A 12,171-nucleotide genomic window follows, 5' to 3' on the forward strand; every position below is an offset into this window, starting at 1 on the left:
ATCACGCCTTCTGTACTAGATAACAACTGATTAAAAAGTAACCCTAAAATAATTCCCAACGCCAAAGCCGTAACGACTCGCTTAGAAAAAGACCATTTTTTACGTTTTAAATAAATCAAGCCATATAGGGAACCAAATACGATAAGAAAAGCGACTGCTACTAACACCTAACCACTCCATTTCAACTTGTTTGATAAAGATCACCGATCTTTTAATTTGAGTTTTTAAAGGTGCAATGCTTCCATCTGTTAAGCGGTTCCAAAAATAATCAAATGATTAGTTCAGATTGATAACGAAAAAGGCTCAAAAATGGATTTGCTACCTTAGAAACTCTCGTCACTGACAATCAAAGTCACCTACGATAGAAATTCATTTTACTCTCCCCCGTTTCTTTTCATTTTAATTATCAAAAACAGTATAATTTTATAACAAACTTTTCACAATCAATATAAGAATTTTATCATCCAAACACTGATCTTTCTCTTAGCTACCTCATATAAAAAACACATTATACTCATAAAAATGTTCTACTAAGAATCCCGTTTATGCGCAAGCAAGAGGAGATGACAAAAATTTTGTCATCTCCTCTTTGGTTTATTCGTTTCCTACCTTCGAATCAAAACCACTCGTGTGATCAGGATCCACTCGCATAGTAGGTGGTTTTCAAGATATATAAAAATCGGATGGGTTTCGCTATAAAAGCGAAGCCCATCCGGCTTTTTAATGTCCCTTCTGATAAGACATGTAATAAGGAAATGCTACGAACAGCACACCACCGACGATATTGCCAAAGTAGACTGGAATAATATTGCTAAAAAAAGCTGCAATCCCGATATGACCTTCAATGATTGCATCGGATAACACGAACATATTCGCCACACTATGTTGAAAGCCTAGCAAAACGAAGATCATGATTGGAAACCAGATTCCTAGAATCTTACCAGCTGAGTCTTTGCAGCCATAGCTTAACCAAACTCCTAACGCCACGAACCAGTTACAACCGATCCCTGAAACAAAAGCCTGCAAGGGCGTCGCTGCGAGTTTGGCATCGGCTACCGTAAGCAGTTCATGCAAGTAATTTCCCTGACTGGTCAGACCAACAAAATGACCAAAGAAATAGGCGACGAACAAAGCTCCAGCAAAGTTGGCCAAAGTAATCACCAGCCAATTTTGAATGACTTGGGCCCCACTCACTTTTTTATTGAACCAAGCAGAAGCCACTGCCACCATATTACCAGTAACCAATTCTCCGCCAGCCAGCAAAATAACGATCAGCCCAATCGGAAAAACAGCCGCTCCGATAAAGGTCCCTAAAAAACTCAATTCTTCTGGTGTCATGGCAACAATTTTCATATAGGCCACATAACCTAATGAGATCATGGCACCGCCAATAAACCCCAATAACAGCTTAGCAATCAAATTTTTTTGAACCTTTTCAAATCCTTTTTGACTACAAATATCCGCTGTCTCACTTGGTGTATACATCCAACTCCCACTTTCCTCAAACGTTTTCTTTCATTACCGTTTTTTATCTTACTATTTTTTTCACAAACGTAAAAGGGAATTTTCTAAAAATTTGACGTTAATTTTGTAAGTGCAAGATGAAAAGATTGTTTCCACTTTCATTCTATGCTACTATTTTTGCGGGGAATCCCCCAAATAATCAGAGTAGAAAATAAAGCGTTAAGTGCTGGAGGGATGGGATGTTGTCCTCTGGACGAAAGACTTAGTCTGCGGTTTTATTTTCGCATTCGCTGCATGCAGATGTAGCAACTCTATAAGGAGATGCTAGAAATGAAGAAACAACTCGATGCTAGAAGTATCACAATGATGGCACTATTGATTGCCATGATGGTCACCTTGTCACGGATATTAGGAATCGAGACACAATTTGTCAAAGTCAGCTTTACCTTTATCCCAGAGATTATTATGGGAATGCTGTTCGGTCCGTTTTGGACAGGTATCGGCTCAGTCATCGCTGATTTTATTGGCATGTCGCTTTTCGCGAAGGCACCATTTTTTATTGGCTTCACCATCAACGCCTTTCTAGAAGGAGCGATTTACGGCTACTTCTTCTATAAGAAAGAAATCACTTGGAAGAACTCCATTCAATCAGTGTTAGTAACGACGATCCTCATCAATTTGATCTTGACACCACTTTGGCTAGCCATGATGTATCAGGTGCCATTGAATAGTTGGATCATTTGGACACCACGGCTGATTAAAACCGTGATTTGGATTCCCACTCAAGCAATCATCACCTATTTCTTAGGTGGCGTATTGCCTTACAAACAATGGCTCTCACGCTTTAATCGAGTACATTAATTTTTTAGAATTTATTATATTTGTGTGACTGTCGTTTAGTTTTTCACACATTCGATCCTTCTGGAGACTGTCTTATCCCATAGACAGTCTCTTTTTTGTCAGTCGCGCTTTTCAAAGTTAATTACAGTAAGAGCGGCTTTCTATAATGGATAACGTATTTGCGTTTAATCAGTATTGCGCGATGCTATTCGTACAAAAACAAAACATTTTTTTTAAATTTCTCTTTTTTATGCGTTGGCTGTGTTATTTTTCCCAAGCATGATAGTCGCTATCCGTTATATAAAGCGCTATGATTGGAAAAATTTTATCCGAAAGCTGGGAGAAAAATGAAAAATACCGAAGTTTTAATCGTCCCGAAAGAGCGATCCCTATACTTTTTCCCTGCCATCACTGAAATCGACATTTGCTCAGGGAAAGAGCTGCTTTCCACAAGCCCAGAGGACTTACACCGCTACTTGAAAAATTTTCAGTTGATCATCTTTTTAGACTACGGCTTTGAGCCAGCAATGGCTGCCCATATCCGGCCCTTCACTAAGGCCAAGATCGTTCTATTTTTCTGGAATCACTTTAAACTGGAGCACTATCGTAAACTAAATGCCGCACAAAAAGAAGCGGCGATCGATGAGATTTATCATTTTGATCCATTAGAAGCACGTGATCTAGGTCTCAAACACAATAGCTCTTTTTATACCGCAGCCATGTGGGACTTCTCCGATCCGCCAAAGTACGATATTTTCTTTGGAGCCAGCGATAATGGGCGTAAACGACAAGCACTGGAATTACAGAACCGCTTCGCATCCTTGGGACTCTCAACCTTCTATCACATCCTACCTAAACGCGGCAACGAACAAGCCGGTTATTTGCCCTACAGCCAGTATCTGGAGCTTGTCAAAAACAGCAAAGGAATCCTAGAGATTTTACGTGCCGGACAATACGGCGTCACCTTAAGAACCTTTGAATCACTCTTTCTAGAAAAAAAATTAGTGACTACTAATGCCATGCTGCCTTTTTATCGATTTTACAATCCTAAAAATATTTTTCTGATGGAAACCGAGCTAAGTCAATTGACTGCTTTCTTGAATGCTCCTTATCAGCCCGTAAATCAAACAATCCGCGCGTTCTTTGAAACTAAAAACTGGGTCAAACGCTTTGTGGATTACGACCCGAAACTCTTCGCAGAATTCGAATATTATCCAGAGCTGATGGAACATAAAAGTGCTTTGTAAAAGTAAAACCCGCCATGAATAAAATCATGGCGGGTTTTACTTTTATTTATTCGCGCGTTTTTGATACGTGCCTTCTTGTGTATTGATTTCTAGTAATTCGCCTTCTTCGATGAAGTCAGGTACGTTTACGACTAACCCAGTTTCCATTGTGGCAGGTTTACCTGAGCCAGTAACAGTTGCACCTTTGATAGAAGGTTGCGTTTCAACTACTTTCAAGACAACCGTTGTTGGAGGAGTCAAGCCGATCACTTCGTCCCCATAAAATTGGATTTTTACTTCCATGTTTTCAAGGATGTATTTCATTTCTGCTTCAATCGTTGAAACTGGAATTTCATATTGTTCATAAGTTTCTAGATCCATAAAGATCGCAACATCATCTTGGCTGTATAAGTATTGAACTGCTTTTGTTTCCATCATTGCTTTTTCGAATTTTTCATCTGGACGGAAAGTTGTATCATACGTTGAACCTGAACGTACATCACGTAATTTCATGCGCATAACAGTATTTCCTTTACCAGGTTTATGGTGGCTAGCATCTAAAACTTTGATCAATTTTCCGTCTTGAACAAAAGTCATACCAGCACGTAAATCGCTTGCTGAGATCATTAATAAGCACTCCTATTCCTATTTTATCTGTTCGAATCTTTCTCTTCGATAGATCGTCATCTGCCCGTACTGTACTGAATTCATCAAAGAAATCATTGAATCTACGGTCTTTTACTATCAAATGAACCTTTTCATTGTAGCAAATAACCTACCTAGTTACTAGGGAAATTAACTAACAATTAGGAAAAAGCTCGTTAACTACTTTACTTTGCTTCCTGTACTTGAAAAAACTTCCATTTAGGCAGCAGATTCAACGTAACTTCCAATGAAGGACCCATTAACAGCAATACTAGCAATGTTCCCCAGCCAATCTGACCGCCTAGTAAAAAACCGACTAAAAAGAAAGAACCATCTAAAATAATCCGGGCAGTCTTAACTGAACTTTTCAATAAACGTTTTAATAAAACCATCAGAGACTCATAAGCTGCTGAACCGTCGTCGGCTAATAAATAAATTCCCGTCCCGATGCCGAAAATAATCGCTCCGGCAATGATTGCGAAATAACCGGCACCTTCAGGAATAGTGTGTAGCCATCCCAATCCATCCAATAGATTTAAACAAAACCCTAAGCCAAAACTATTGATCAAACTACCAAGGCCGATCATCTTGCGGTCATAAAAGAAGATAATGACTAAAACAATCCCATTGAAAAGCATACTGACCGTCCCGAACTTCAACGGTACATGCTGTAAAATCCCTAACACTAGTGTACTGATCGCATCTGCACCTAGTCCGCTTACTACGATTAGACGTACGCCCACAGCGGCAATAAAGGTGCCTCCTAGCGCAAATAAAAATTGTTTGACGATATTCGGTTTGATATTCTTCCCTTCTTTCTTATAAAAAGATTTCCTCATAGTTAGCTGCGGATTTGGTCAAATACGCAACATAAGTTGGCAAAAAATTAGACATCAAACAGATTTTGTTTGATGCCTAGGAATGTTTAGTTTAATTCTTTCTTAAAACGTGATTTATAAAGGCTGAATTTCTCTACCCAAGGTTCAGCGGCTTCTTTAATTGCGCAATATTTATCCACCATCGTTACAATGTAGCTCTCTTTGTATTTTGGTGGTGTAATGGTTGCTCCCCACATATGTTTGATAATAATATCCCGTTCGAGATCAGACAATTCTGTGATCTTTTCAGCATTCTTCACCGCAATCCGAGGATGCATATAGGCATGCGATCCTTCGTCGAATTTCGTTGTCCGCCAATCGTAATAAAAAAGATCATGCAATAAACCTGCACGAGCAGTTGCTTTTGCATCGCCGTTAAATTGTTTGGCTAATTTATAACTATTATATGAAACACTGATTGAGTGCTCCAAACGAGTTGAATTCATATGTTGAGTATAGTTTGCTAATTTTTGAACTTCTTCAGTTGCTAATAAATCTTCAATATAAGAAACATATTCCTCGTCGTCACGCCAGTTTTCTGCCATGGATAAAATGCCCCTTTTCCTTATTTCTGCTACCAATTATAGCATGGCCGCAAAAGGTTGAATAGGCTTCCACCAATTTGTCGATAAAGTTTAACAGTTCCTTAATAACAGTTACAAAATTGTGAAGACTTATTTAAATAAATAAAACATTAAGATGCCGGCAGCAATCGCCACATTCAAAGATTCCGCTTGACCTTTGATGGGAATATACAGATTCTGATCTGTTAAGGTCAATAATTCCGAGGACATCCCTTGGCCTTCATTGCCCATCACTAAAGCAAAATCGCTCAGTGGTTCGACAGTTGTATAATTTTTTGCGGCCTGATCCAAAGCGGTACCGAATACTTGTCGGCCGGCTTGTTTGAAAAGCGGAATCATTTCCGTTAGATCTGCCGTTTCAACAGTCACATGATACAAGCTTCCTTGAGTACTACGTAAAGTTTTTGGATTATACAGATCTGCACTGCCTTGACCTAAAAGCACTCCGGTAAACCCTGCGGCATCTGCCGTTCGGATCATTGTTCCGACATTTCCCGGGTCTTGTACATTATCTAATAATAGCCAGGCACCAGAAAAATCGATGGCTTCTTTTGATGGAATTTCTGCTACGGCTATGATTCCTTGCGGAGTAGGTTGGCTAGCTAAGGTTTTTAACACCTCGTCTGAAACTAAATAATAGTCATTCAGTTTTTCTTCAATCCAGTCGGACCATTCAGCTAATCCCCGTTGGCTGATAAAGACGTCTTTCAATTTAATTTCTGCTGCTTGGGCTTCTTGAACTAAATGGAAACCTTCCAATAAGTAACTTTGCGTTTGCTGACGATATTTTTTCTGCTGTAGTTTCTTGGTTTCTTTGATTAATGCATTCTTACTTGATTGAATCTCTTTCAAGTTATTTCCCTCACTCAATTTTTAAATAGGTTCGTCACAAATTGCTTCGTCTGACATTATAGCATGAGAAGGTTTGTCACAACTAGCAAAACCCGTTATGATAGAATTAATTCAATCTTCAAAAAAAAGAATATTTATCCATAATCAGTCATCAAATTTAGCTAAAAATAAAAGTACTTAGGAGGAAGTCTTATGAAGATTCATGCAAATGTTATCGGGCGTGTACAAGGTGTCGGTTTTCGCTATACTACCTATCAACTGGCCCTTGAGCTTGGCCTAACCGGTACGGTAAAAAATGAAGACGATGGCAGTGTCACGATCGAAGCAATTGGAACAAAAGAACAGCTAGAGCAATTTTTGATAAAACTAAAACAACCACAAAATCCTTTCGCCAAAGTCAAAGAAGTAAACTACCATGAAGATGACGGGATTCATGACTACGAGCAATTCAAAGTAGTCTATTAAAAAAATGACAAGGTTCCCCGCCTTTTCACGAATTCAATTGAAAAGGCTGAAGTTATCTAGTATAGTATTTTCTGTATAAATTTTTATTAGTAGAGGAAGAAATAAATGACAAAATTTAAAAATTGGCTATTAGGCTCCGGTCTTTTGGGCATCCTGGTTCTTCTTTCGGGCTGTGTACGCTCAGACAAGAATGGCAACCCCGATACTTCAGGTATGGTCTATCGGATGCTGGTTGTTCCACTAGAGAATTTTCTTAATTGGATGGTTCAAAACTTCAACTGGTCTTACGGCTTAGCGATCATCGTCTTGACGATCATCGTTCGACTGATCATCATGCCACTAGGGATCAATCAATCAAAAAAATCGATGATCCAATCAGAAAAAATGCAATCAATCAAACCACAAATTGATGCGGCCCAAGCAAAAGTAAAAGCAGCAACCACGCAAGAAGAACAAATGGAAGCACAACGTGAAATGCAAGCTGTTTACAAAGAAAATAATGTTAGCATGATGGGAGGCATGGGATGTTTGCCACTGCTGATCCAAATGCCAATCTTCTCCGCCTTGTATTATACAGCTCGTTTTTCAGAAGGGATTCAGCACTCTACTTTCTTAGGAATTGATTTAGCTAAACCAAGCTATCTGCTAGTAGTAGTCGTCGGTGTGGCTTATCTTTTACAAGGCTACATCTCACTAATCGGTGTCCCTGAAGAACAAAAGAAAACGATGCGGAGCATGATGATTGCTTCACCATTGATGATCGTCTTCATGTCCTTCACTTCACCAGCTGGTGTTGCGTTGTACTGGGTAGTCGGCGGGATCTTCAGCTGTATCCAAACCTTTATCACGAACGTCTTAATGCGCCCACGGATCAAAGCGCAGATTCAAGAAGACTTGAAACAAAATCCACCAAAACAAGTGGTTAAAGAACCCATCAAAAAAGCTGAGCCTGTTCAGCCTAAGCAAGTCAGTCAACCAAAAAACAAAAATAAAAATGCTGCTGGTGGACGGAACGCCGGTAAGCAACAACGAAAATAAGCAAAAACACCATCGCCAGCCGGCGATGGTGTTTTTTGGTCTGCTTTATCTTAAAATATCGATCAAATCTTTTTTAGCTGCTTCTGAGGCCGGCATAACCGAAAATACTAAGCCGATGCCGCTGGAAACTCCCACCGCCAGGCACACAGTAAATAAATCCACCGAAACACTAATTTTCATTATTGAGCCGATCGCATAAGCGACAATCATCCCTAATAAATAGCCGATAACACCGCCTACGAGGGTCAAAGTCATTCCTTCTAGCAGAAATTGCAGACGAATCGCTCCCCGCGTTGCCCCTAACGCACGACGAATCCCGATTTCTTTTGTTCGCTCCGAAACGGAGATATACATCATATTCATCACACCCACTCCAGCGATAAAGAGTGAGATGCCTGCCACTGCACTGATGAACAGCGTAATACTGCTCAATACTTGACTGATTCCATCGGTCATCATCGCCATGTTGGAGACTTGATACTCTCCTTGTTGGCGCATCGCTCCAGCCGTTTGTAATTTCTTAATCGCTTTGTCAGCGACTTTATTGATCTTACTACCTTCTGCTAACGTTAAAACAACTGAGCTGGTATTTTGTTCATTTCCAAAAAAATGAGTATAAGTTTGACGGGGAATTTCAATTTTAGTGGTGCCTAACGAAAACATGGTCTCTTCTGTTCCAGCAGGAAAAACCCCGACAATCGTGAAAACTTGTTGCTCCAGTTGAAGCCCCCGGCCAACCGCACTGCTGGCCTGACCAAAAAGTTCTTTAGCCAATACCGTATCGATTGCCACGACTTTATTTTGAATTTGATTATCATAGCTAGTAAGCGCGCGGCCGTACTTAACCGACTTGCCTTTTTTGGTAAAAACACTCACACGGTAACTTTTTTGCTTATCTTTTACTTGAATATCTTTATAAAGATACGTTAGATCTACTTTAGGATAAGCCACTGATTCTACCCCATCGAGATTTTTCAACAAACTAAAATCGGAAGGTTGGATCATATCTAAATTAGAGTAATATAAGGCATCGTTATTAGGGGTAAAATTAATATTGACTTCCAATTTTCCTGAGTCTTCGGCGGTCAAACTTTTGATTGTATCCCGCTCAAAGGCACGACCAATCGATAAAATAGCGATGACCGCAGCGATTCCGATCACAATCCCAAACATCGTCAACGCACTGCGTTTCTTATTTTTGAAAATCGACCCTAAGGATGACCGCCAATTTACATAGAATTTCATGCATCAACCACCGCCTTATCGTCAATAATAGCGCCGTCTCTGATCTTTACTAAACGCGTACAAAAAGGAACCACTTCCGGATCATGCGTGACTAAAAAAATAGTTGCCTGATCGCGCTGATTCAATTCTTTAAACAGCTCCATGATTTCAGTTGACGTATGGGTATCGAGGGCGCCGGTAGGTTCATCCGCGATGATAAATTTTGGTTGATTGATCAACGCACGCGCGATCGCTACGCGCTGCTGTTGCCCCCCGGAAAGCTGCCGGGGATGCTTGTCGGCTTTGTCAGCGATTCCGACTTTAGCTAAAACCGCCAACACTCTTTCTTTGGTTTGGTGAAACCCATAACCGTTATAAAGCAAGGGCAATTCGACATTTTCATAGACGGTATAATTTTCAATCAAACTGAAGTTTTGAAAGACAAACCCCACCATTTGATTGCGGGTCTTAGAGAGACGATCGTCCGTGGTCGCTCCCAAATTTTCCCCTTCAAATAAATATTCACCTTCAAACTTTGTATCGATAAATCCCAGTAAATTGATCAAAGTCGATTTACCTGAACCTGAAGGCCCCATAATTGCAATCATCTCACCGGCGTCCGCTTTAAGATTGATATCCTTTAACACATGTAACGCTTCTTCATCATTGCGATAATACTTATTGATATTTTTTAATTCGATCATTTAATCCACCGCCAATTCCTGACCATCACGTAAGGTTTTATCAGGATTTGAAATAATGCGATCACCGGCTTTGAGTCCTTCTTTCAAGAGGAAGAAATCACCCTTATCTTCTGTTTGAATAGTGACTTCTTTGACTTTCCCTTTTCGATAAGCAAAAACATATTGCGTGTCGCCGGTTTTTCTTACAGCTTTTTTCGGTAACCGAATTTCATTTAAGGTCAGGATAACTTGAACATTGTAGCCGTATTGCAAATTCTCCACCGGTTTGACGATAAAACTGTAATTAGAAACGGAACTTGTCGCACCAGTAGCCCCACCTTGAACGCTAGCCTCACTGACTGCATCTGGCAGCTGGCTCACGTGGGTGATCGTCCCGGCAATCTCTTGATTGGTCGTAATCGGTTTAATCGTCACCGCAGCATCTTGCCGAACTTGCGGATAATCATATTCTGAAGCTTTGGCTTCAATCGCGACATCATTACTGACAACTTTTACTACCGGGACGGAAGGATCATTCTTACCTTTTTCATTGATATAAGCGATCCCTTTAGTCGCGCTATTGATGGTGGAAGTTACTTTACCGCGAATCGTATCCACACTTTGCGTTGCCGAGCTCAACTCGACATTGGCACTTTCCAGTGCTTGTCGCGCTTGAACAACAGCTTCGCTGGCCGCATCTAAACTGCTTTCAGCTTGGGCCTTTTCTTGTTTATATTGTTCTTTCTTAGCAGCATCTTCCTCGTTGTCGCTCTTTGTATTGTTGTAATTTGCTGTTGCAGTGGTCAATTTTTGCTGCTCTTTGGCCTGCTTGTCTTGCGCAATCGCCAGTGACTCTTGAGCATTTGAGACCGCTAAGGAAAGCTTTTCTAAATTCGTACTCTGTTCATCCGCTTGCGATTGGTATTCGGCATTGGTATAACTCAACAAGGCAGTCCCTTCTGCAACTTCCTGCCCATCTTGCACATTTATTTCAGAAATTTTCCCCAGCGATTGGTCAAAATAATAATCCTGTGTGTGCGTGGCTTGGACAATTCCATTAAAAGTCAAAGGGTCAAGCTTTTTTAGCGTGACTGTTTGAAATTTAGGCGTGTCTGCTACATTCGATTTCTTTTGCGAATAAACTAGCGTACCAATCAACACGCTTAAAGCGAGGATTCCCGCTAGGATACTCCACCGAATTTTCTGTTTTTTAGTCAATTTTTTCATCAGCTACTCCTCAGGTTCGGCTTTAAACAGATGGACGATCACTAAAATAGCCGGGATTAAGAAAATAAATTGAAAAACCACGCCCACGATCGTGACTACGAATGTGATATCCATCCCTTCTACTTGCATCTTAGGCTGCATGATAAAACCGATTGCCGAGCCTAAAATACTCCATCCAACGGTCACATAATAAGGAACCTTTGTCGGTAGAAGTCCATCCGCCAATTTTTTATTGGCTTTAAAATAAAAGAATAATAAAACAACCGAGATCACAACCGATAAAACTGTAATAGCCTTCGTCAGTGGACTATTCATATAAGCAAACATTTGTTGACCTGCTTCTCCCATCATTTTATAATCACTTAATTTGGGGTTCAAAGCGTTGGGTAACCCAACTGCTCCCATGATCAGAGAAAGTAACTCCAAAATAATCACAACCATATTCCACGTCTTTGCTTTTTTCAAATGCTTTTCCATTTTCTCACTCCTGTTCCATTAATCTAACTTGTCTTTTGTACTGCCGCAATTCTTTTTAACTCTTATCCACACTGTAGTTGAGTTACTACGTCTGAATATTCTGATAAAGTTGCGTATAGAAAAATGGACAGTATCTCAAGTATTTTCATTATTTTTATGAAATTCACGCAACAATATTAAAGAAATATTTCACAAATAATTCTCATTATACTATTAAGTTCCACTTTTTTTGAAGCGCATTCCTAGAAAAAAATAGCACACTTCGACCAATAGTTTAAAAAAAAGTGCAAAAAAAGGGCGCGGCCGGACATTCTCACCGGACCGACAACGGGAATAAAAATAACTAGCGTGAGCATAAATATGGGAAAAAGAATATTTTGAATCGCTACAACGCAAAAAAGAGTTGTTAGACAGGCTGAAATCGCCCACTCTAACAACTCTTTTCTTTATTATAACCCGTACGGGATTTGAACCCGTGCCTCCGCGCTGAGAACGCGGCGTCTTGACCCCTTGACTAACGGGTTAGCTTTCATCAACAAAAAATATTATACTGCTAATCTCTTGATTT

Annotated in this window: 13 protein-coding genes, 1 tRNA gene and 1 riboswitch; of the genes, 4 read left to right on the top strand and 10 right to left on the bottom strand. The window is 40.1% G+C overall.

Translation table 11 applies throughout. The features are described 5' to 3' along the window. Positions 1 to 720 precede the first annotated feature (720 nt). Positions 721 to 1,485: a formate/nitrite transporter family protein gene (locus tag EP1_RS02075; RefSeq protein WP_067622665.1), complete on the bottom strand. Its 765-nt coding sequence runs from the start codon at positions 1,483 to 1,485 to the stop codon at positions 721 to 723. 177 nt (positions 1,486 to 1,662) lie between these two features. Then, positions 1,663 to 1,759: riboswitch (THF riboswitch) on the top strand. 26 nt (positions 1,760 to 1,785) lie between these two features. On the opposite strand from EP1_RS02075, the gene EP1_RS02080 reads away from it, so the two are divergent. Both EP1_RS02080 and EP1_RS02085 read left to right on the top strand, forming a co-directional pair. Beyond that, positions 1,786 to 2,325 (top strand): folate family ECF transporter S component, encoded by a 540-nt coding sequence (locus EP1_RS02080; RefSeq protein ID WP_115873350.1) that lies wholly within the window; start codon positions 1,786 to 1,788, stop codon positions 2,323 to 2,325. A gap of 326 nt (positions 2,326 to 2,651) precedes the next feature. Continuing rightward, positions 2,652 to 3,551 carry a WaaS/CpsH family glycosyltransferase gene (locus tag EP1_RS02085; RefSeq protein WP_067622670.1) on the top strand — a complete coding sequence of 300 codons (900 nt, stop codon included), beginning with the start codon at positions 2,652 to 2,654 and terminating at the stop codon, positions 3,549 to 3,551. A gap of 42 nt (positions 3,552 to 3,593) precedes the next feature. Here the strand turns inward: EP1_RS02085 and efp are convergent, their stop codons facing one another. The 4 genes from efp to EP1_RS02105 form a co-directional block, all read right to left on the bottom strand. Next, entirely contained in the window at positions 3,594 to 4,157 is a 564-nt protein-coding gene (gene efp / locus EP1_RS02090) for an elongation factor P (RefSeq protein WP_067622673.1), read from the bottom strand. A 203-nt stretch (positions 4,158 to 4,360) separates the two neighbouring features. Then, complete coding sequence (locus tag EP1_RS02095) at positions 4,361 to 5,014, bottom strand: YczE/YyaS/YitT family protein (protein ID WP_067622676.1); 654 nt, start codon at positions 5,012 to 5,014, stop codon at positions 4,361 to 4,363. An 86-nt stretch (positions 5,015 to 5,100) separates the two neighbouring features. After that, positions 5,101 to 5,598, bottom strand: coding sequence for an HD domain-containing protein (locus EP1_RS02100; protein ID WP_067622679.1), 498 nt, complete (start codon positions 5,596 to 5,598; stop codon positions 5,101 to 5,103). 129 nt (positions 5,599 to 5,727) lie between these two features. Continuing rightward, positions 5,728 to 6,489 (bottom strand): TrmH family RNA methyltransferase, encoded by a 762-nt coding sequence (locus tag EP1_RS02105; protein ID WP_067622683.1) that lies wholly within the window; start codon positions 6,487 to 6,489, stop codon positions 5,728 to 5,730. A 192-nt stretch (positions 6,490 to 6,681) separates the two neighbouring features. Between EP1_RS02105 and EP1_RS02110 the strand changes: the two genes are divergently transcribed. Together EP1_RS02110 and yidC are read left to right on the top strand one after the other, a co-directional pair. Beyond that, positions 6,682 to 6,954, top strand: a complete 273-nt coding sequence (locus EP1_RS02110; protein ID WP_067622688.1) for an acylphosphatase — start codon at positions 6,682 to 6,684, stop codon at positions 6,952 to 6,954. Positions 6,955 to 7,059: 105 nt separating this feature from the next. Next, positions 7,060 to 7,992 (top strand): membrane protein insertase YidC, encoded by a 933-nt coding sequence (gene yidC, locus EP1_RS02115; RefSeq protein WP_067622691.1) that lies wholly within the window; start codon positions 7,060 to 7,062, stop codon positions 7,990 to 7,992. Positions 7,993 to 8,037: 45 nt separating this feature from the next. On the opposite strand, the gene EP1_RS02120 is transcribed toward yidC, so the two are convergent. From EP1_RS02120 to EP1_RS02140, 5 genes are all read right to left on the bottom strand, one after another. Further along, positions 8,038 to 9,237 carry an ABC transporter permease gene (locus EP1_RS02120; RefSeq protein ID WP_067622696.1) on the bottom strand — a complete coding sequence of 400 codons (1,200 nt, stop codon included), beginning with the start codon at positions 9,235 to 9,237 and terminating at the stop codon, positions 8,038 to 8,040. Next, positions 9,234 to 9,920, bottom strand: coding sequence for an ABC transporter ATP-binding protein (locus EP1_RS02125; protein ID WP_067622699.1), 687 nt, complete (start codon positions 9,918 to 9,920; stop codon positions 9,234 to 9,236). Before EP1_RS02125 ends, EP1_RS02120 begins: the two co-directional genes overlap by 4 nt. Continuing rightward, positions 9,921 to 11,126 (bottom strand): efflux RND transporter periplasmic adaptor subunit, encoded by a 1,206-nt coding sequence (locus tag EP1_RS02130; RefSeq protein WP_067622703.1) that lies wholly within the window; start codon positions 11,124 to 11,126, stop codon positions 9,921 to 9,923. It lies immediately after the preceding gene. 3 nt (positions 11,127 to 11,129) lie between these two features. Next, complete coding sequence (locus EP1_RS02135; RefSeq protein WP_067622707.1) at positions 11,130 to 11,603, bottom strand: hypothetical protein; 474 nt, start codon at positions 11,601 to 11,603, stop codon at positions 11,130 to 11,132. 452 nt (positions 11,604 to 12,055) lie between these two features. After that, a tRNA-Glu gene (locus EP1_RS02140) sits at positions 12,056 to 12,127 on the bottom strand. Positions 12,128 to 12,171 lie beyond the last annotated feature (44 nt).

The sequence above is a fragment of the Enterococcus pseudoavium NBRC 100491 genome (assembly GCF_001544295.1).
Lineage (GTDB): Bacteria > Bacillota > Bacilli > Lactobacillales > Enterococcaceae > Enterococcus_A > Enterococcus_A pseudoavium.

Coding starts and splice junctions, on each gene's coding strand:
- EP1_RS02085 (WP_067622670.1), top strand. CDS start 2,652: ATGAAAAATACCGAAGTTTTAATCGTCCCGAAAGAGCGATCCCTATAC.
- EP1_RS02120 (WP_067622696.1), bottom strand. CDS start 9,237: ATGAAATTCTATGTAAATTGGCGGTCATCCTTAGGGTCGATTTTCAAA.
- EP1_RS02100 (WP_067622679.1), bottom strand. CDS start 5,598: ATGGCAGAAAACTGGCGTGACGACGAGGAATATGTTTCTTATATTGAA.
- EP1_RS02075 (WP_067622665.1), bottom strand. CDS start 1,485: ATGTATACACCAAGTGAGACAGCGGATATTTGTAGTCAAAAAGGATTT.
- EP1_RS02110 (WP_067622688.1), top strand. CDS start 6,682: ATGAAGATTCATGCAAATGTTATCGGGCGTGTACAAGGTGTCGGTTTT.
- EP1_RS02125 (WP_067622699.1), bottom strand. CDS start 9,920: ATGATCGAATTAAAAAATATCAATAAGTATTATCGCAATGATGAAGAA.
- EP1_RS02095 (WP_067622676.1), bottom strand. CDS start 5,014: ATGAGGAAATCTTTTTATAAGAAAGAAGGGAAGAATATCAAACCGAAT.
- yidC (WP_067622691.1), top strand. CDS start 7,060: ATGACAAAATTTAAAAATTGGCTATTAGGCTCCGGTCTTTTGGGCATC.
- efp (WP_067622673.1), bottom strand. CDS start 4,157: ATGATCTCAGCAAGCGATTTACGTGCTGGTATGACTTTTGTTCAAGAC.
- EP1_RS02135 (WP_067622707.1), bottom strand. CDS start 11,603: ATGGAAAAGCATTTGAAAAAAGCAAAGACGTGGAATATGGTTGTGATT.
- EP1_RS02130 (WP_067622703.1), bottom strand. CDS start 11,126: ATGAAAAAATTGACTAAAAAACAGAAAATTCGGTGGAGTATCCTAGCG.
- EP1_RS02080 (WP_115873350.1), top strand. CDS start 1,786: ATGCTAGAAATGAAGAAACAACTCGATGCTAGAAGTATCACAATGATG.